This is a genomic window from Bradyrhizobium sp. CCBAU 25360 (genome assembly GCF_028128695.1).
In the GTDB taxonomy this organism is placed as follows: Bacteria; Pseudomonadota; Alphaproteobacteria; order Rhizobiales; family Xanthobacteraceae; genus Bradyrhizobium; species Bradyrhizobium ottawaense.
Map to the genome: position 1 here is coordinate 678,814 of NZ_LBJA01000044.1, position 20,020 is coordinate 698,833.

General features: G+C 63.5%; 17 protein-coding genes. 11 read left to right on the forward strand and 6 right to left on the reverse strand.

The window, feature by feature from the left end:
* Positions 1-4: 4 nt before the first annotated feature.
* The 4 genes from XH81_RS33450 (at position 5) to XH81_RS33465 (ending at position 5,721) form a co-directional block, all read left to right on the forward strand.
* Positions 5-682 carry a DUF4286 family protein gene (locus XH81_RS33450; RefSeq protein ID WP_028145651.1) on the forward strand — a complete coding sequence of 226 codons (678 nt, stop codon included), beginning with the start codon at positions 5-7 and terminating at the stop codon, positions 680-682.
* Between the two features lie 236 nt (positions 683-918).
* Positions 919-2,718 carry an FAD-dependent oxidoreductase gene (locus tag XH81_RS33455; protein ID WP_028145652.1) on the forward strand — a complete coding sequence of 600 codons (1,800 nt, stop codon included), beginning with the start codon at positions 919-921 and terminating at the stop codon, positions 2,716-2,718.
* On the forward strand, positions 2,688-4,535 hold the full coding sequence (locus XH81_RS33460) for a 2-oxoacid:acceptor oxidoreductase subunit alpha (RefSeq protein WP_028145653.1): 1,848 nt from the start codon (positions 2,688-2,690) through the stop codon (positions 4,533-4,535). The genes XH81_RS33455 and XH81_RS33460 overlap by 31 nt, the downstream gene beginning before the upstream one ends.
* A 130-nt stretch (positions 4,536-4,665) precedes the next feature.
* Positions 4,666-5,721, forward strand: a complete 1,056-nt coding sequence (locus XH81_RS33465; protein ID WP_018318541.1) for a 2-oxoacid:ferredoxin oxidoreductase subunit beta — start codon at positions 4,666-4,668, stop codon at positions 5,719-5,721.
* Here the strand turns inward: XH81_RS33465 and XH81_RS33470 are convergent, their stop codons facing one another.
* Positions 5,722-6,171: a DUF4399 domain-containing protein gene (locus tag XH81_RS33470; RefSeq protein ID WP_028145654.1), complete on the reverse strand. Its 450-nt coding sequence runs from the start codon at positions 6,169-6,171 to the stop codon at positions 5,722-5,724. It lies immediately after the preceding gene.
* 17 nt (positions 6,172-6,188) lie between these two features.
* Positions 6,189-7,730, reverse strand: a complete 1,542-nt coding sequence (locus XH81_RS33475) for an SUMF1/EgtB/PvdO family nonheme iron enzyme (RefSeq protein WP_028145655.1) — start codon at positions 7,728-7,730, stop codon at positions 6,189-6,191.
* A 304-nt stretch (positions 7,731-8,034) separates the two neighbouring features.
* On the opposite strand from XH81_RS33475, the gene XH81_RS33480 reads away from it, so the two are divergent.
* From XH81_RS33480 to XH81_RS33505, 6 genes are all read left to right on the forward strand, one after another.
* Positions 8,035-8,655 carry a hypothetical protein gene (locus XH81_RS33480; protein WP_028145656.1) on the forward strand — a complete coding sequence of 207 codons (621 nt, stop codon included), beginning with the start codon at positions 8,035-8,037 and terminating at the stop codon, positions 8,653-8,655.
* A gap of 43 nt (positions 8,656-8,698) precedes the next feature.
* Positions 8,699-9,148, forward strand: coding sequence for a DsrE family protein (locus XH81_RS33485; protein WP_028145657.1), 450 nt, complete (start codon positions 8,699-8,701; stop codon positions 9,146-9,148).
* A gap of 262 nt (positions 9,149-9,410) precedes the next feature.
* Positions 9,411-9,734 carry an ArsR/SmtB family transcription factor gene (locus tag XH81_RS33490; protein ID WP_028145658.1) on the forward strand — a complete coding sequence of 108 codons (324 nt, stop codon included), beginning with the start codon at positions 9,411-9,413 and terminating at the stop codon, positions 9,732-9,734.
* Positions 9,731-10,162: an SRPBCC family protein gene (locus tag XH81_RS33495; RefSeq protein ID WP_028145659.1), complete on the forward strand. Its 432-nt coding sequence runs from the start codon at positions 9,731-9,733 to the stop codon at positions 10,160-10,162. The genes XH81_RS33490 and XH81_RS33495 overlap by 4 nt, the downstream gene beginning before the upstream one ends.
* 59 nt (positions 10,163-10,221) lie before the next feature.
* Entirely contained in the window at positions 10,222-10,416 is a 195-nt protein-coding gene (locus tag XH81_RS33500) for a hypothetical protein (RefSeq protein WP_085967818.1), read from the forward strand.
* Positions 10,417-10,430: 14 nt separating this feature from the next.
* Complete coding sequence (locus XH81_RS33505) at positions 10,431-10,865, forward strand: DUF1801 domain-containing protein (RefSeq protein WP_095426002.1); 435 nt, start codon at positions 10,431-10,433, stop codon at positions 10,863-10,865.
* Between the two features lie 250 nt (positions 10,866-11,115).
* Here the strand turns inward: XH81_RS33505 and XH81_RS33510 are convergent, their stop codons facing one another.
* The 4 genes from XH81_RS33510 to XH81_RS33525 form a co-directional block, all read right to left on the reverse strand.
* Complete coding sequence (locus XH81_RS33510) at positions 11,116-12,654, reverse strand: SpoVR family protein (RefSeq protein WP_028145662.1); 1,539 nt, start codon at positions 12,652-12,654, stop codon at positions 11,116-11,118.
* On the reverse strand, positions 12,651-13,928 hold the full coding sequence (locus XH81_RS33515; RefSeq protein WP_028145663.1) for a YeaH/YhbH family protein: 1,278 nt from the start codon (positions 13,926-13,928) through the stop codon (positions 12,651-12,653). Before XH81_RS33515 ends, XH81_RS33510 begins: the two co-directional genes overlap by 4 nt.
* Positions 13,929-13,947: 19 nt before the next feature.
* Entirely contained in the window at positions 13,948-15,891 is a 1,944-nt protein-coding gene (locus tag XH81_RS33520) for a PrkA family serine protein kinase (protein ID WP_028145664.1), read from the reverse strand.
* A 297-nt stretch (positions 15,892-16,188) separates the two neighbouring features.
* Positions 16,189-16,854 carry an STM3941 family protein gene (locus tag XH81_RS33525; protein WP_028145665.1) on the reverse strand — a complete coding sequence of 222 codons (666 nt, stop codon included), beginning with the start codon at positions 16,852-16,854 and terminating at the stop codon, positions 16,189-16,191.
* Between the two features lie 304 nt (positions 16,855-17,158).
* Here XH81_RS33525 and XH81_RS33530 point away from each other — a divergent pair, with 304 nt between their 5' ends.
* Complete coding sequence (locus XH81_RS33530) at positions 17,159-20,008, forward strand: bifunctional transaldolase/phosoglucose isomerase (protein ID WP_038950965.1); 2,850 nt, start codon at positions 17,159-17,161, stop codon at positions 20,006-20,008.
* Positions 20,009-20,020 lie beyond the last annotated feature (12 nt).

Sequence of the window (20,020 nt, forward strand, 5' to 3'; positions counted from 1 at the left end):
GAAAATGCCGCTCGCCGGAAAGGGCATGCTGCTGACGTCGATGAACATCGACGCAGGCAATGAGGCCGATTTCAACCGCTGGTACGATCGCGAACATCTGGAAGAGCGCGTCGCGATCGAGGGCTTTCTGGAAGCGCGGCGCTATGTCGCGCATGCCGCCAATCCCAAATATCTCTCGCTGTACTCGACCGCGACGCTCGACGTGCTCGACAGTCCCGCCTATCGGGCGCGGCTGGCCAACCAGACCGAATGGTCGCGGCGGAGCATGGCGCATTTCAAGGACATGCTCCGTGTCGTCGCTCGCATTACCATCAGCAACGGCACCGGCCGCGGCGCTGCGCTCGGCGTGGTGCGCCTGCGGCCGACGCCCGACAATGCCGGCGCATGGCGTGATGCACTGCAAGAGAAGCTGGCGCCGGAGAAGCGCGACGGCATCATCTCCATGCATCTGCTCGAGAGCGAGCCGGAATTGTCCGGCGCGACAGCGGACATTCCGGCGGTGCGCAACGAAGGCGTCCGCGACTGGTTCGTGCTGATCGACGGCACGCATGTCGGCGCTGTCTCGGCCGTGATCGCCGAGCGCTTCACCGGCCCTGCCGCATCACCCTTCCCGCTGCCCGTCTCGGTCGGGACTTACAGCCTGATGTGGGATCTCGCGAAGAGCGATATCGCGCGCGGCTGAACAACCATCTGCATCGCAACATATTGCACCGCACGCGCATCGCGCACGGCCGTTAATGCTGTGCGCGCGTAGCTCCCATGAAAGCGGGGACGCGCCGAACTTTGCCGTTGTACTTCGGAAAGGTTCTAATAAGCTAACCCAATGACGTCATTCAGAAACCAGATCGCAGCGCGTTAAGCGTTCGCCAAGCTCAGAAGAGGCCGCCGGGTCTTTGAGCCTGCGCGGACAGGGTAGGAATGAAACCGACCGATATCGCGGCCCCCGACTACTTTCACAAAGTGGTCGATTGCCAATGGGCCTGTCCTGCGCACACCCCGGTTCCCGAATATATCCGACTGATCGCACAAGGCCGCTACAGCGACGCCTATATGATCAATTGGAAATCGAACGTGTTTCCCGGAATTCTGGGACGCACCTGCGATCGTCCATGCGAGCCGGCGTGCCGCCGCGGACGCGTCGAGGAGACGCCGGTCGCGATCTGCCGGCTCAAGCGCGTCGCCGCCGATTTCAAGGACGACATCAGGCAGCGCCTGCCGCGCCCCTCGCCGAAGAACGGCAAGCGCGTCGCCTTCGTCGGTGGCGGCCCCGCCTCGCTGACGGTGGCGCGCGATCTGGCGCCGCTCGGCTATCACTGCACCGTGTTCGATGCCGATCCCGAAGCCGGCGGCATGATGCGCACGCAGATCCCGAAATTCCGCCTGCCCAATTCGGTGATCGACGAGGAGACCGGCTACATCCTGGGTCTCGGCGTCGACTTCAAGGGCAGCCACCGCATCGAGAGCATGAAGTCGCTGCTCGCGGAGAAATACGACGCGATCTTCGTCGGCTCCGGCGCACCGCGCGGCCGCGAGCTCGACATTCCCGGCCGCAAGGAAGCGGCGGGCAACATCCATATCGGTATCGAATGGCTGGCCAACGTGTCATTCGGCCATGTCGACAAGATCGGCAAGCGCGTGATCGTGCTCGGCGGCGGCAACACCGCGATGGATTGCTGCCGCACCGCGCGCCGCCTCGGCGGCGAGAAAGTCACGGTGATCGTGCGCTCCGGCTTCGAGGAGATGAAGGCCTCGCCGTGGGAGAAGGAGGACGCAATCCACGAGGATATTCCGATCCTCAATTACATGGTGCCGGTGGCATTCAAGCACGTCGCCGGCAAGCTCATCGGCGTCACCTTCCAGCACGTCAAAGCCGAATTTGACGCCAAAGGCCGCCGTAACCTCGTGCCTTCGGGCGACCCCGATCAGACCATTCCCTGCGACGACGTGCTGGTCGCAGTCGGCCAGGAGAACGCCTTCCCCTGGATCGAGCAGGATTGCGGCATCGAGTTCGACAAATGGCACATGCCCAAGGTCGATCCCAAGACATTCGCCTCGACCAATCCAAAGGTGTTCTTCGGCGGCGATGCTGCATTCGGCCCGAAGAACATCATCTGGGCGGTGGCGCACGGCCATGACGCCGCGCTGTCGATCCACAAGATGCTCTCGGGCGAGGACATTACCGAGCGTCCGCTGCCCGACGTGCATGTCTCATCGCAGAAGATGGGCATCCACGAATGGAGCTATGACAACGACATCTCGATCGACAAACGCTACAAGGTGCCGCATCGCGACAAGGTGATCGCGCTGAAGGACATCCGCGCCGAGGTCGAGCTCGGCTACGACGTCAAGCTGGCGTTGGGCGAAGCCGAGCGCTGCCTGAATTGTGACGTCCAGACCGTGTTCTCGACCTCGCTCTGCATCGAGTGCGATGCCTGCGCCGACATCTGCCCGATGGATTGCATCACATTCACCGGCAACGGCGAGGAAAGCGATTTGCGCCAGCGCCTGAAGGCACCCTCGCCGCATCCGGACCAGGACCTCTACGTCTCCTCGGATCTCAAAACCGGGCGCGTAATGGTGAAGGACGAGGACGTCTGCCTGCATTGCGGGCTGTGCGCCGAGCGTTGTCCCACCGGCGCCTGGGACATGCAAAAATATTTCATCGAGATGACCCACGCAGGTTCGACATGCCCGACAAAAAGCCGATCAGCAGCGTAAACGACTTCGTCGTCCGCTTCGCCAACGTCAACGGCTCGGGCTCGGCCAGCGCCAACGAGATGTTCGCGCGCGCGATCCTGCGGCACGGCGTCCCGGTGTCCCCACGCAACATCTTCCCCTCCAACATCCAGGGCCTGCCGACCTGGTACGAGGTGCGGGTGACCGAGGACGGCCATCTCGGCGCCCGCGGCGGCGTAGACATGATGGTGGCGATGAACCCGCAGACCTGGGACAAGGACGTGGCCGGCATCGAGCCCGGCGGCTATCTGTTCTACGATTCCACCAAGCCGATGCCGTCGACCAAATTCCGCGACGATATCACCGTAATCGGCGTGCCGCTCACCGCCATCACCAACTCGACCTACACCGATCCGCGCCAGCGCCAGCTGTTCAAGAACATCATCTATCTCGGCGCACTCTCGGCGCTGCTCGACATGGACCCGAAGCTGATCGAGCAGCTGATCGGCGAGCAGTACAAGGGCAAGGAAAAGCTGCTCTCCTCCAACGTCCATGCGCTGCATTTGGGGCGCGACTGGGCGCTGCAGAATTTGAAATGCCCGATTGGCCTCAGGGTGAAAAAGTCGGACAAGGTCGGCGACCGCATCTTCATCGAGGGCAACAGCGCCGCCGCGCTCGGCGCCGTCTATGGCGGCGCCACGGTATGCGCGTGGTATCCGATCACGCCGTCCTCCTCGGTGGCCGAAGCCTTCACCGCGCACTGCAAGAAATACCGGCACGATCCTGAGACCGGCAAGGCGAAATACGCCATCGTCCAGGGTGAGGACGAACTGGCCTCGATCGGCATCGTCATCGGCGCGTCCTGGAACGGCGCCCGCGCCTTCACCGCGACGTCGGGCCCCGGCATCTCCCTGATGACCGAGTTCATCGGCCTCTCATACTTCGCCGAGATCCCGGCCGTGATCATGAACATCCAGCGCGCCGGCCCCTCGACGGGCATGCCGACCCGCACCCAGCAATGCGACATCATCGCCTGCGCCTATGCTTCGCACGGCGACACCAAGCATGTGCTGCTGTTCCCCGAGGATCCCGCCGAGGCCTTCGAATTCGCGGCCGCCGCGTTCGATCTCGCCGAGCGTATCCAGACCACGATCTTCCTGATGCTCGACCTCGACATCGGCATGAACCACCGGCTCTGCCGCCCGCTGAAATGGGACGACGCAAGGCAATACGACCGCGGCAAGGTGATGACCGAGGAGATGCTGGAAGAGGGGCGCGACTTCGGCCGCTATCTCGACGTCGACGGCGATGGCATCCCCTACCGCACCTATCCCGGCACGCACCCGACCAAGGGCTCCTATTTCACCCGCGGCACCTCGCGCGACCGCTATGCGCGCTACTCCGAGGAAGGCTCGGTCTACGCCGACAACATGCAGCGCCTGATGCGCAAGTTCGAGACCGCGCAGGACCTGGTACCGCGACCGCTGCAGGCCAATGCGGAACGGCCGACCAAATACGGCGTGATCTATTTCGGCTCGACCTCACCGGCGATGGACGAGGCGATCGGCCTTTTGGAAGCGCGCGGGCATCAGCTCGACCGCCTGCGCATCCGCGCCTTCCCGTTCCATTCGAGCGTGGCGAGCTTCCTCGCCGAGCACGATTTCGTCTACGTCGTCGAGCAGAACCGCGACAGCCAGCTCCGCCAGCTGATCGTCAACGAGAACGGCATCGACCCGGTGCGCCTCGTGCCGATCGTGCACTATGACGGCTCGCCGATCACCGCCCGTTTCATCGCAAAAGCCATTGGCGACCACCAGGATCACCTCAAGGTGACCCCGCTCCGCAAGGCCGTGTCATGACCGACGCGTTGCTCTCTCCATCGTCATGCCCGGACTTGATCCGGGCATCCACGCCTTTCTTCTTCCCGGCCAAGACGTGGATGGCCGGGACAAGCCCGGCCATGACGGGCTTGGGATCGCAGGTGCTCTCATGACCTACATTGCAAAGCCGAAATTCCATCATCCCGGCCTCAAGAAGAACGAGCTCGGCTACACGCATCGCGACTACGAGGGCAAGATCTCGACGCTGTGCGCCGGCTGCGGTCACGATTCGATCACGGCTTCGATCATCGAGGCCTGCTACGAGCTCTCGATCGAGCCGCACCGGGTGGCGAAGATCTCCGGGATCGGCTGCTCGTCGAAGACGCCGGACTATTTCCTCGGCAATTCGCACGGCTTCAACTCCGTGCACGGCCGCATGCCCAGCGTGCTGACCGGCGCCAACCTCGCCAACCGCGATCTGATCTATCTCGGCGTCTCCGGCGACGGCGATTCCGCCTCGATCGGGTTCGGCCAGTTCGCACACTCGATCCGGCGCGGCGTCAACATGACCTACATCGTCGAGAACAACGGCGTCTACGGGCTGACCAAGGGCCAGTTCTCGGCCACCGCCGACCGCGGCTCGAAGTCCAAGAAGGGCGTCACCAACACCGACAACGCCATCGACCTCGTTGCGATCGCGCTGCAGCTGGGCGCCACCTTCGTCGCGCGCAGCTTTTCCGGCGACAAGACCCAGCTGGTGCCGCTGATCGCGGCCGCGATCCGCCACAAGGGCGCGTCCTTCATCGACGTCATCAGCCCCTGCATCGCCTTCAACAACCACGCCGGCTCGACCAAGAGCTTTGATTATGTCCGCGAGCACAACGACGCCGTGAACCGGCTCGACGTGCTGGTCGGCCGCGACCCCATCGCGGTGGACTATGCGCCGGGCACGGTGCAAATGGTCGAGCAGCATGACGGCAGCAAGATCGCGCTGCGCAAGATCGACGCCGACTACGATCCGCATGACCGGCTGGGCGCCCAGACCTTCCTCGCGCGGCACGCCGCCAAGGGGCAGATCGTCACCGGTCTCCTTTACGTCGACCCCGACGCCGAAGATCTGCACGAGCATCTCAACACGGTCGAGACGCCGCTCAACACGCTGGAAGCGGACACGCTGTGCCCGGGTTCGGCCGTGCTGGACAAGATCAACGCCAGCCTGCGGTGATCATTTGCTCCGGGCCGCAGCCGGCGACCTGACGCGTATCGTGATCTTCTCCGACACGACCGGCGGTTCGAACGGATAGTGCTTGGCGTCGCCGAGCACCAGCTGCAGGGTGTGAGTCCCCGGCGCAAGGTCCAGCATGGTCTCGGTCTGCCCTGCGCCGAAATGCAGGTGCGACTTGTCCTGCGGGATCGGCTCCTTGGGATCGATGGGATCGTTGACGTCGACCAGCAGATGATGATGACCGGCATTCTGGTAATCGTCGCCGGCATGCGTCACGCCCATGTTGCGCAGCCCGAACCGGACCCAGAATCCACCGCGAACCTTCTGCCCATCGTGCGGCGTAATGAAATAGAGCTTTGCGTCCTTTGGCGCGGTCTTTCCCTGCGAGTAGGCTGCGCCCGGGTGCACTGCGATCGCCGTCGCCAATGCGACACAATGAATGATCTTCATCAAATCCACTCCAGCACTTACGGACCGAGCGCGACGCGGAATCCATGCGTGGGATAACGGACATTGGTGTCGTAACCATCGCGATTGGATGGCCTCACATATCTCGCATCGTTCTTCCACGAGCCCGAGCGCAGGACGTGCGAGCTGCAGTCCCCGCCACTCCATGCCGAGCCGTCGGTGGGCGCGCCCTGATAGGTCTTGTGCCAGCAGTCCTCGACCCATTGATCGATACCGCCACCCATGTCGTGGAGGCCGAACGGATTCGGCTTGAAGCTGCCGACCTTCGCCGGCTGCTCGGCCGCGAGGTCACCGCAATCCTTGCATCCGGCCATGCCTGGCTGGAGCTTGTCGCCCCACCAATATTTGCTCTGCGTGCCGCCGCGCGCGGCGTATTCCCATTCGGCTTCGCTCGGAAGCCGGTAGGGCTTCTTGGTCGCCTGCGCCAGATACCCCGCATATTGCTGCGCGTCGGTCCAGCTCACATTGCTGATCGGCGCATCGTCTTTGCCGGTAGCGGTGAAGCTGCACGCCTTTGCGGCCGCGCATTCGTTCCATTCCTGCACGGTCACCGGATATTTGCCGATCGAGAACGGCTTGACCGTGACCTGGTGGACAGGACGTTCGGTCGGATCGTCATTGCTTCCCATCGCAAAGCTGCCGCCGCGAATGGCGATCATCTCGGGTTCGCGGGGCGGCGTGGCCGATGGGCTGGGCGGCGCGACCGACGGGCTGGGCGCCGGTGCCGGAGACGACGCCAATGACGGAGATGGTTGCGGCGTTTGCGTCGCCGCTTCGCGCGGCGGAGCCAGCGGGCTCGGGGAAGCGACCGGGGATGCGGCCGGCGTGGCGGCCTGCTCGCCCACTCTACCCCGCGGCTGCGCCAGCAGATACCACAGCGCGCCGGTCGCAATCACCAGCAGCGTGATGCCAAGGAGAAAGATCAGAGTATTCTCGCGCCGTCCTCGCGTCCTTCCGACGGCATCTGCGTCCGGCAGCACGCGATAGACGCGCACCGGATCCGTGATGTTCTTGACCTTGCGGTCCCCGAGCGACTCATAGCCGCACACCACCTTGTGCTTGATCTGCTCGTAGATCGCGCCCGAGATATAGACGTGACCGGGCTCGGCGATACCCTCGATACGTGTGGCGATGTTGACTCCGTCGCCATAGACATCGTCCGGCTCCACGATCACGTCACCGAGATTGACGCCGATCCGGTATTCGAGCCGGGAGTGCTTCGGAAGCGAGGCATTGCGGCCGATGAGGTTCTGCTGGATGACGATGCTGCAGCGAACGGCCTCGACAGGACTGTCGAAGATCGCGATGAAGCCATCGCCCGTCGTCTTCACCAGCGCCCCATGATGTTCGACGATGCTGGGCTGGATGAGATCACGCTCGATCCGCTTGACGCGGACATGCGTGCCCTCCTCGTCGGCCTGCATCATGCGGCTGTAGGAGGCGATGTCACCGACGATGATGGCTGCGAGACGACGAGGCATTGAGCCGTGCGGAGGCGGCTCATCCTGACTTCCGGGTCTGAAGTTGCGAATTTCGCCCATTGCGGGGGGACTCCACAAACCTACAAAGGCAGCCCCAGCTTGCGACCGCTAAAGGCGATCGTCTGTGAAGGCTATCACATTGATGAAATGGAGCAATGTCGAACGACTCGCAGGGATCGAGTTCCGGACGGCGAAGGCGTCGCATCGGTTGAACCTTCCTCGCCCTCCCGGTGACTAACGCCGTGCCTGGAACTATCCATCCCACTCCGCGCTGCGATGATCATGCGCGACTTGCGCGCGTTGAACGCGTCGCACTTGGGCCGCGTCTAAAGCCTACAGCTCAGCTATTGCGCTCGAGGCCATCATGAAGCTCTCTCTCCTGACTGCCCTCGCCGTTGCCGCACTCATCAGCGCGGCCCACGCGGATGAGGCTGACGACATCCGCGAAGCCAGCAAGGCCGAGGCCGAGACCTTCAACACGCGGATGTATGCGGGCACCCCCGGCAACAAGGCCTATGCCTGCTTCGTCCGCCGCTACGATGCGGAGCATCTGGCGCGGCATCCGAAACAGAAGGTCGCTTCGATGAAGCTGCTGATCTCAGCCGAGTTGGACAAGGAAGACAGGGAGCTGCACAATTCCTTCCGCCTGGGCTTCAGGTACCGCCATCGCTCCGGCGATTTCGACTCCAGCGGTTCTTGTAACCACGCCGTATTCACCAAGGACGGCAACGAGGTTCGCCTCGGTTGCGGTGTCGATTGCGAGGGCGGTGGCATCGGCGTTGCACTGTCCAAAGACGACAGATCGGCGATCGTGCGGCTCGAACGGGTCCGCGTCTGGCAGAACAACAAGCCGGATGACGAGGCCGAGCAGTCGCTGGTCGGCGGTGCCGACGACCGGATTTTCCGCCTCGACCGCACCGACAACAGCGAGTGCGCTTCGCTGGTGACCGACCGCAAGGAACTCGCAGCGCTCCGCCACAAATGATGATATGTCTCCGGCGAATTCAGTCCAGTCGAGGGAGATCGCCATGAACCGGCGGAACATCTTGTGGAGCGCAATCTCGGCCCTGGGCGCGGCATTCGGTGCCTCCAGCGCGAAAGCCGCGACGGAAGCGGGCGCGGGCAACAAGCTCAAAGTGGTCTACCATCTCAGCGATGCCGAGAAGGTCAATTTCGTGCTGGGCAACATCCAGAACCACATCGACGGCGTCGACGGTCCTGATCACGTCACGATCGCGCTGGTGATCCACGGGCCGGCGCTGAAGGCATTCCACTCGGCGCAGGCCAACCCCGACATCAGCAAGCGCGTCGGCGAATTCTCCAAGGATGGCGTCGAGCTCGCCGCGTGCGGCAACACGATGAAGGCGCAGAACGTGACGCTCACCGAGCTGCTGCCGGGCTTCGTGAGCGCGGAAAAGGGCGGCGTGGTTCGTTTGGCCGAGCTGCAGTCGCAGGGGTATCTGTACTTGCGGCCCTAGGGCATTGCGGTTGCCACGAGAAAGGTGCGCCCCTTCCCCGCTTGCGGGGGAGGGCTGGGGAGAGGGTGTCTCCGCAATGAAGAACCCCCAGAGGAGAGAACCCTCACCCGACGCTTCGCGTCGACCTCTCCCGCAAGCGAGAGAGGTAAGTCGCGCCCGCGGATGCCTTCCGCTGCAAAGCTCCCGCCGCCGCCATCATGCTTGACTTACCCATAACCCAACGGTTATGAGTTAAACCATAACTTCCCGGTTATGGATTCCCATGTCCCTCGCCCCCGACCTCCTGTTCCGGACGCTCGCCGACCCCACAAGGCGGGCGATCTTCGAGCGGCTGTGCCGCGAGGGGGAGCAGACGGTCGGGGCCCTGACCGTGAGATCCGGCGTTTCCCAGCCGGCAGTCTCGAAACATCTCGGCGCGTTGAAGCTGGCCGGCCTGGTGCGCGACCGCCATGAGGGACGGCAGACCCATTACAGCGCGCAGCCCGGCGCACTCGATCCGCTGCTCGACTGGACCAGCCAGATGACCGGATTCTGGCAGAGGCGGCTCGACGCACTCGACGATCTCCTGAAGAGGATGGACCAATGACCGAAGCCTCAAGCGAAACGCGCTCCGTCGTGATCGAGCGCGAATTCGCCTTCCCGGCCGAGCGGCTCTGGCGCGCGCTGACGCAACCGCATCTGATCGAGGAATGGCTGATGAAGAACGACTTCAAGCCGTCAGTCGGTCATCGCTTCAATCTTCGCGGCGAATGGGGCGGCGTGCTGGACTGCGAGGTGCTCACCATCGAGCCGCAGAAGACGCTCGCCTACACCTGGAATTTCTCGCATGAGGACGCCGCGTTCGACCTCAAGAGCGTCGTCACCTTCACGCTGACTCCGACCGGCGCGGGCACGCACTTACGCGTCGAGCAGGCGGGCTTCAGCCCGACGCAGAAGCAGGCTTACGGCGGCGCGCATGCCGGCTGGAAGCAGTTCCTTGCCAAGCTGGACGAGGTGCTGGCGCGGGGAGAATAGCTCCGGCCGGCCATATCCATTCCAATCATCTCTAGAAGGAGACCCCAGTGAGCACAGACATGCGGATTCGTCAGATCCATCGCTGGCTGTCGATGGCTTTCACGCTTGCCGTCATCGCCAACATCGTCGCCATGACCATGCAGCTCCAGGCCGTCTGGATCGGCTTCCTCGCGCTGGTCCCGCTGATCCCGCTGCTGGCGACCGGGCTCTATCTGTTCGCGCTGCCCTATCTCGGCCGCCGCGGCAACGCGTGACACGAGGCGAGACGATGAAGAAGGCAGTAGCGGCGAAGAAGACCAGCACGAAAGACGCGACTGGGCCGTCGCCCTCCAAGCTGATCGACGGCAGGATCAAGGAGCTCGGCGACTGGCGCGGCGAAATGCTGACGCGGGTCCGCGGCCTGATCAAGCAGGCGGATCCCGAGGTCGTCGAGGAATGGAAATGGCGCGGCGTTCCCGTCTGGGAGCACGACGGCATCATCTGCACCGGCGAGACCTACAAGGAAGTGGTGAAGATGACCTTTGCCAAGGGCGCCGCGCTGGACGACCCGGCCGGCCTGTTCAATTCCAGCCTCGAGGGCAATGTCCGGCGCGCGATCGACATTCGCGAGGGCGAGAAGATCAACGAAAAGGCGTTGAAGGCGCTGATCCGCGCGGCGGTGGAGTTGAATATGAGCAAGGTGAAGAAGCCGGCGAAGCGCTAAGGGGTAGCGAGTTCAAAGCGAGTTCGGAGCCTCTCTCCGTTCCCTCCCCCCTTGTGGGGGAGGGGCAGGGAGGGGGGTGCGACACGGGGATTCTTTCCGTCGCGCGATCACACTCGGTGCATCATCAACAACCAGCACCTTTTGCTAGGTACCCTCTCCCTAACCCTCCCCCACAAGGGGGGAGGGAACGCACCTCCGCCGGTGCGCTAGTTGAGGGTAACCCATCAGACGTCCGGCACAGTCAGCCGCCTCAAGCCACCGCCGCCGGGATCGGGCGCGGGCTGACGACGTATTCGCGCATGACCTTGTCGTTGGCATCGACCTCGATCAGCGCGACGTCGTAGGTCCAGAGATCGGCCAGGTGCTGCAGCACCCGCTTGGCATCGGTCTCGTTGAGCTGCGAGCCCTTGATGACGTGGTGGTGCAGGATCAGCCGGCGGTCGCCGGAGAGATCGACGTCGACGACCTCGATATTGGCGTCGATGAAGCCGACATCGTGCTGCCGCGCCAGCTCGCGGCGGACACGGCGGAAGCCGCGCTCGTCGTGGATGGCATCGACCCGGATGCCGGCACGCTCCTCGGGATCGTCGTGCAGATGGAACATGCGGAAGTGCCGCATCAGCTTCGGGCTCAGGAACTGGGCGATGAAGCTTTCATCGCGGTAGTTGGCCCAGACGTCGCGCAGCACGCCCATCACGTCGCCCTTGCCGGCGATGTCGGGGAACCATTCGCGGTCCTCGTCCTCCGGTTTGGTGACGATGCGCTCGATGTCCTGCATCACGGCAAAGCCGAGCGCATAGGGGTTGAATCCGGAGAAGCGCGGGTCGTCGAATTCGGGCTGGAACACCACGTTGGTGTGGGATCCCAGGAATTCCAGGAAATTGCCGTCGGTGATGCGGCCCTGCTCGTGCAGCTTGGTCATGATGCGATAGTGGACGTAGGTGGCCGTCCCCTCGTTCATCACCTTGGTCTGGCTCTGCGGATAGAAATATTGCGCGATGTGGCGGACGATGCGCAGCAGCTCGCGTTGCCACGGCGCCAGCCGCGGCGCACTCTTCTCCAGGAAGTAGAGCAGGTTTTCCTGCGGCAGGCCGAGCAGCTTGCGGCGGCGCTCGATGCTGAGCGCTGACCGGCTCTTGGCCGCGCCCTTGGGGACGGTGCGCCAGAGGTCGTTGAAGACCTCCTCCTCGTGCTGGCGGCGCCGCCCTGCCCGCTTCTCCTCGGCGCGCAAGTCCAGCTTCTTCTTGCCGGGATAGCGGTCGATGCCGTGCGACATCAGCGCATGCGCGGCATCGAGCGTGCGCTCGACCTCGACGCGGCCGTAGCGCTCCTCGCATTGCATGACATACGTCTTGGCGAAGTCGAGATAATCCAGGATGCCGTCGGCGTCGGTCCACTGTTTGAACAGGTAGTTGTTCTTGAAGAAGTGGTTGTGGCCGAAAGCGGCGTGCGCGATCACGAGGGTCTGCATCGTCGCCGTGTTCTCCTCCATCAGATAGGAGATGCAGGGCGAGGAGTTGATCACGATCTCATAGGCGAGCCCCATCAGGCCCTTGCGATAGGATGCCTCATGGAAAGCGAATTGCTTGCCGAACGACCAGTGCTTGTAGAACAGCGGCATGCCGACGGAGGAGTAGGCATCCAGCATCTGCTCGGCGGTGATGACCTCGATCTGGTTCGGGTAGACGTCGAGCCCGAGATCTTTCGTCGCCACCATCTCGCAGGCATCGGTGATGCGCTGCAAGGTGTGGAAATCCCAATCCGCGCCTTCGAACAATCGTTCCGTCATGGAGCGGCTTTCTCCTGGGCAGTTTCGCGGCGCTGGAACAGATCGTGGAACACCGGAAAGATCTCGCTGCGCTCGCTGACCTTGCGCATCGAGAGCGGTGCGCCGCCGTTGCGCAGGCGCTCGTAAAGGGTCCAGAGCGAGGAGTCGGAGAGATCGAAGGCGCTGCCGCCGGATTCCCCGACCTCGAGATAGGCGAAGAACTGACAGACCGGCAGGATCTTGTCGGTCAGCAGGAGCCCTGTGAGCTCGCCGTCGGAATAGGAATTGTCGCCGTCGGAGGCCTGCGCGGCGTAGATGTTCCAGTCCGACGGGTTGAAGCGCTCGCGCACGATCTCGTGCATCGCCTGCAGCGCGCTCGAGACCAGCGTGCCGCCCGAGGCCGGGCCATAGAAGAAGGTCTGCTCGTCCACCTCCTCGGCGCGGTCGGTGTGGCGGATGAAGACGATCTCGACGTGCTTGTAGCGGCGCTTCAGGAACACGTAGAGCAGCATGTAGAAGCGCTTGGCGAGATCCTTCATGTGCTCGGACATCGAGCCCGACACGTCCATCAGGCAGAACATCACCGCCTGCGCCACCGGCTTCGGCACCGTCTCGAAGCGGCGGTAGCGGATGTCGAGCGGATCGATGAAGGGAATCCGCTTGGACTTCGCCTTCAGCTTTTCGAGCTGGGCGAGAAGCTCCACGCGCTCGTCCTCGTCCGTACACGCGGCGAGCGCGGCTTCCAGTTCCTCGATCTCCTCCTTGCGGGGACGCTTGAGCGCGATGCGGCGGGCGAGCGCCAGCTTCACCGTCCGGCTCACCGAGATGTTGGCGGGCGAGCCCGACGTGGTGTAGCCGGCGCGCTGGATGCCCTCGCTCTCGGTCTGCGCGATCTTGCGCTTGGCGAGATCCGGCAGTTCGAGATCGTCGAGGAAGAGATCGACGAACTCGTCGCGGGAGAGCACGAAGCGGAAGGCGTCCTCGCTGTCGCCTTCGCCCGGGCCGGAATTCTTGGCGCTGCCCTGGCCGGAGCGCTGCAGATAGTCGCCCTCGATGAACTTCTTGTTCCCGGGCAGCACCATGTCGCGCGTTCCGCCTTCGCGGCGGAAGCGCGGCTCGTGCATGCCGTCGAGCGGGATCGTGACCTCACCACCCTCCAGGACGTCCTTGATGTCGCGTTCCTGCGAGGTCTTCTTGACGGCGCCCTGCACCAGGGATTTGGCCCGACGCAAGAACCGCTGGCGGTTCTCAAGACTCTTGCCGCCTGGATTCAGGCGCCTGTCAATAATGTGAATGGGCACTTTACCATCCGCCTCAACCGGCCTGCTTCACACGCATGTACCATTCGACGAGCCGGCGAACCTGACGCTCGGTGTAGCCACGCTCCACCATGCGTGCGACGAACTCGCCGTGCTTCTTCTCCGTCTCGCCGTCCTTCTTCGATCCGAAAGAGATGACCGGAAGCAGGTCCTCGACTTGCGAGAATATCCTCTTTTCGATCACGTCGCGAATCTTCTCGTAGGAGGTCCAGGTCGGATTTTTGCCACCGTGCTGGGCTCGCGACCGTAACGAGAATTTGACGACCTCGTTGCGGAAGTCCTTGGGGTTGGCGATGCCCGCCGGCTTCTCGATTTTGGTCAGCTCCTGGTTCAAAAGCTCGCGATCGAGCAGCTGGCCGGTGTCGGGATCCTTGAAGTCCTGGTCCTCGATCCAGGCGTCGGCATAGTCGACGTAGCGGTCGAACAGATTCTGGCCGTAATCCGAGTAGGATTCCAGGTAGGCCTTCTGGATCTCGTTGCCGATGAACTCGGCGTAGCGCGGCGCCAGATCCGCCTTGATGAATTCGAGATAACGCTTCTCGACCTCCTCCGGCAGCTGCTCGCGGCGGATCGACTGCTCCAGCGCGTACATCAGATGCACGGCGTCGGCGGCGACCTCCTGCGGATCGTGGTTGAAGGTCGCGGCCAGGATCTTGAAGGCAAAGCGGGTGGAGACGCCGTCCATGCCCTCGTCGACGCCGGCGGCGTCGCGGTATTCCTGGACGCTGCGCGCCTTCGGATCGGATTCCTTCAGGCTCTCGCCGTCATAGACCCGCATCTTGCCGAACAGGGTGGAGTTCTCGTGCTTGCGAAGGCGCGACATCACCGAGAACCGCGCCAGCGTCTCCAGCGTCGAAGGCGCGCAAGGCGCCGACGCGAGCTCGGAGCCCTGGATCAGCTTCTCGTAGATCTTCTGCTCCTCGGTGACGCGCAGGCAGTACGGCACCTTGATGACGCAGATGCGGTCGATGAAGGCCTCGTTGTTCTTGTTGGCCTTGAAGCTCGACCACTCGGCCTCGTTGGAATGCGCGAGGATGACGCCGGTGAACGGGATCGCGCCGATGTTTTCGGTGCCGATATAGTTGCCTTCCTGCGTCGCGGTCAGCAGCGGGTGCAGCATCTTGATCGGCGCCTTGAACATCTCGACGAACTCGAGCACGCCCTGGTTGGCGCGATTGAGGCCGCCGGAATAGCTGTAGGCGTCGGGGTCGTTCTGCGCGTAGGTCTCGAGCTTGCGGATATCGACCTTGCCGACCAGCGAGGAGATGTCCTGGTTGTTCTCGTCACCGGGCTCGGTCTTGGAGATCGCAATCTGGCGCAGCCGCGACGGCTGGATTTTTGCGACACGAAACTGGGAGATATCGCCGCCGAAGGCTTCCAGCCTCTTGTAGCACCACGGGCTCATCAGGCCGGTGAGACGACGGCGCGGAATGCCGTATTTCTCTTCCAGCATCGGGCCGAGCTGATCGGGATCGAACAGGCTGAGGGGGCTCTCGAACACGGGCGAGAGTTCATCGCCGGCCTTGAGCACGTAGATCGGATGCACTTCCATCAGCGACTTCAGGCGCTCGGCGAGCGAGGATTTGCCGCCGCCGACCGGGCCGAGCAGATAGAGGATCTGCTTGCGCTCTTCGAGACCTTGCGCCGCATGGCGGAAGAAACCGACGATGCGCTCGATGGTTTCTTCCATGCCGTAGAAGCCGGCGAAGGCCGGATAGGTACGGATCGTACGGTTCAAAAAAATACGGCCAAGGCGGGTATCCTTAGCCGTGTCAATCGTCTGGGGGTCACCGATCGCCGCTAGCAGTCGCTCGGCCGCGTTCGCGTATTTCATGGGATCGCTTCGACACGATTCCAGATATTCCGCCATCGACATGTCGTGTTGGCTTCTCGCCTCGAACGACTTAGCGAAAGCGTTGAATAGAGAATCGTTGTACATGATCCCTCTCCGCGTGAGTTCCGCTACAAGCTGAAACGAAAGCAGTTGCCGGACCGTTCCTCAGGCCGTTTCGAATCAGCGTGAGCACATGACGATCATTGGACACCCGGGTGCAGACACGACGCAACGCACAACGTAGGCACTCGTTGAGTTACGAACAGGCACCTGCCCGTATTTTGTGCGAATCTCTGTCTATATTGGCTCATTTCCACAAAATGTCACTCGGTCGCAACATCCGGGCGTTACCGGGGATGAGACCATCCGGCGTTGCAGCATAGCGATCGGCGAGCGGCGATCTTATGACGCTTGTACGGCGAAGCCTTGAGCGCCGCCTTGGTTACCACCTTGGGTGCCGCGTTCATCTTCCTGCTGCAATGCGGCGCGCGGAGTGCTGGCAGCGTGACAGTCGCGGCAAGCGCGCAGCAATGTATCAAAATCGGTCGCCAGGCCGTCCGACAGGATGACGATGCGATCGTTTCGCGCGCAACGGGCCAGATCGCGGATGCCGCAGAGCTGCTGCTGCAAAGCCGGCGTCGGCGTCAGCACGATCATCTTGTGGCCGCGGCTTTCCTCAGCCGAAATCTCTGCAATCGAATCCCACGGCAGAAATTCATTGCCGATGCGCAGATCGCGGATGCCGTAGGGGGTGACGACCACGACCGCCCCCCGTTCGGCGGGCAGCATCCAGATCAGCCGGCAGGTCACCAGGCCGAACAGCACGACGCCGGCATAGCCGAGCGTCGTGTCGTAGTCGCCCAAACCGTCCCACAAGTCGAAAGCGAGGCTCGCGCTGAGCAGGGTCATCGCAAACCCCGCTGCAACCAGCAGCCGCAACTGCGTCGCGCATCGCCTGATTTCGAGATCGCGGGATGCGTCGATGGTCATGGCAGATTGCTGGCTGTCGGCGACAGCAAACGCCAGACCTTCAGGATGGGCGTGCATGCTCTTCCCCAGCATGGCCATTCGCGGCCGAACCACGATGCACCAGACGGACCGGAATCCGCTGATGGCACTCCACGCAGCCACTGGCTGACGACGAAGCGGCCGGCGTTACGCAAGGAGACCCGGCCGAACCTTCGGCCAACGACTTTTTACGCAACAACCGCTACTGCCGCCCGGATCGCCATGATCGCGACGGAGTTACACTGGAGGGTATGACGCCTGTACCCTTGATTGGTTCCCTCCCGGGAGCATGTAAGCTAGAGGATAGCGCGTCAGGACCGGCGCGGAAACCCCTCGCCCGCAGGCTTGGAGATAAATAAGCATCATGAATCCCGTCAAAGAACTGGAAAAGCACGGACAAGCCGTCTGGCTGGACTTCCTGGCCCGCGGCTTCATCGCCAAGGGCGACCTGAAGCGGCTGATCGAGACCGACGGCGTCAAGGGCGTCACCTCCAACCCCTCGATCTTCGAGAAGGCGATCGGCAGCTCGGACGAATATGACGCCCCGATCGGCAAAGCGCTGAAGCGCGGCGACCGGACCGTGGCCGACCTGTTCGAGGCCGTCGCGATCGAAGACATCCAGAACGCGGCCGACGTGCTGCGCCCGGTCTATGACCGCCTCAAGGGCGGTGACGGCTATGTCAGCCTGGAGGTCTCGCCCTATCTCGCCATGGACACATCAGGCACGGTCACTGAGGCGCGCCGGCTCTGGAAGGACGTTGGCCGCAAGAACCTGATGGTGAAGGTGCCGGCGACGCCGGAGGGCCTGCCGGCGATCGAGCAGCTGATCGGCGACGGCATCAGCATCAACATCACGCTGCTGTTCTCCAAGGCGGTCTACCTCCAGGTGGCCGAAGCCTACATCGCCGGCCTCGAAAAATACGTCGCAGGCGGCGGCGATCCCTCGCATGTCGCGAGCGTGGCCAGCTTCTTCGTCAGCCGTATCGACTCCGTGGTCGACAAGCAGCTCGACGACAAGATCGCCCGCGCCAACGATCCGTCCGAGAAGGAGCGGCTCGCCGCGCTCAAGGGCAAGGTCGCGATCGCCAACGCCAAGGTCGCCTACCGGGACTACAAGCGCCTGTTCTCGGGTCCCCGCTGGGACAAGCTCGCCGCCAAGGGCGCCAAACCGCAGCGGATGCTGTGGGCCTCCACCGGCACCAAGAACAAGGATTACAGCGACGTCCTCTATGTCGAAGAATTGATCGGCCCCGACACCATCAACACCGTGCCGCCGGCAACGCTGGATGCGTTCCGCGACCATGGCAAGCCGCGCGACAGCCTGGAAGAGAACGTCGAGGACGCCTACCGAGTGCTGGAAGAGCTGGAGCGCTCCGGCGTCTCGCTCGACGCCATCACCGAAGAGCTCGTCAAGGACGGCGTCAAGCTGTTCGCGGACGCCGCCGACAAGCTCTACGGCGCCGTCGCCCACAAGCGCGCCACGGTGCTTGGGCCCGCGCTCGACCGCCAGTCTCTCTCGCTCGGCGACGGGCTCGGCAAGGCGATGGCCAAGAGCACGGAGGAATGGCGTGCATCGGCCAAGATCCGCAGGCTGTGGCAGCGCGACAAGTCGGTCTGGACCGGCACGGACGAGGACAAATGGCTCGGCTGGCTCGACAGCGCCGCCAAGGCCGACGTCGCCGATTACGAGGACTATGCCGGCCGCGTGAAGGGGCAAAAGTTCTCCGACGCCGTCGTGCTCGGCATGGGCGGATCGAGCCTCGGGCCGGAGGTGCTGGCCGAGACTTTCGGGAAAAAGCCCGGCTTCCCAAAATTGCACGTGCTGGATTCCACCGATCCGGCGCAGGTGCGGGCGATGGAGGCCCGGATCGACATCGCCAACACCGTGTTCATCGTCTCCAGCAAGTCGGGCGGCACCACCGAGCCGAACGCGATGAAGGACTATTTCCATGAGCGCGTTGCGCAAGCGCTCGGCCCGAAGGCGAAGACGGGCTTCCGCTTCATCGCGGTGACCGATCCCGGCTCATCGCTGGAGAAGGCCGCCAAGAAGCTGAACTACGCCCGCATCTTCCATGGCGAGCCCTCGATCGGCGGACGCTATTCCGTGCTGTCGCCGTTCGGCCTCGTGCCGGCGGCGACCGCCGGCATCGACGTCAAGACCTTCGTCAAGCACGCGCTCGCCATGGCGCGCTCCTGCGGACCGGACGTGCCGCCGAGCGAAAACCCGGGCGTGCAGCTTGGCCTTGCCATCGGCCTCGCCGGCCTCGAAGGCCGCGACAAGGTGACGATCCTGTCGTCGAAGAAGATCGCCGATTTCGGAGCTTGGGCCGAGCAGCTCATCGCGGAATCGACCGGCAAGGAGGGCAAGGGCCTGATCCCGATCGAGGGCGAGCCGCTGGGCGACCCTTCCGTCTACGGCAACGACCGGTTCTTCATCGACATCCGCGTCGAAGGCGAAGCGGACGCCGCCCACGACTCCAAGCTTGCCGCGATCGAGGCGGCCGGCCATCCCGTGGTGCGCATCGTGATGAAGTCGATCGACCATCTCGGCCAGGAGTTCTTCCGCTTCGAGATGGCGACCGCTGTGGCGGGCTCGGTCCTCGGCATCAACCCGTTCGACCAGCCGGACGTGGAAGCCGCCAAGATCAAGACCCGCGAGCTTACCGCGTCGTTCGAGAAGACCGGCGCGTTGCCGGAAGAGCAGCCGGTGGTCAGCACCGATGAGGCCGATCTCTACACCGACGAGGCCAACGCCACCGCGCTGCGCGCCGCCGGCGCCAACGGCGACCTCACCTCGTGGCTGAAGGCGCATCTGTCGCGCTCCGGCGACGGCGATTACGTCGCCCTGCTCGGCTATGTCGCGCGGGACAAGCTGACCATCGACGCGCTCCAGGCCATGCGGCTCGAAGTCCGTGAGAAGCGGCAGGTCGCAACCTGTGCCGAGTTCGGACCGCGCTTCCTGCACTCCACGGGGCAGGCCTACAAGGGCGGACCCGACAGCGGCGTGTTCCTCCAGATCACCGCTGATGATGCCAAGGACCTGGCGGTACCCGGCCAGAAGGCGAGCTTCGGCGTGATCAAGGCGGCGCAGGCACGCGGCGATTTCGACGTGCTCACCGAACGCGGCCGGCGCGCGCTGCGCGTCCACCTCAAGGGCGGGCTCAAGAAGGGCCTCGCGGCACTCAATGCGGCGCTCAACGACGCGCTGAACTAAGGGAATATTGCA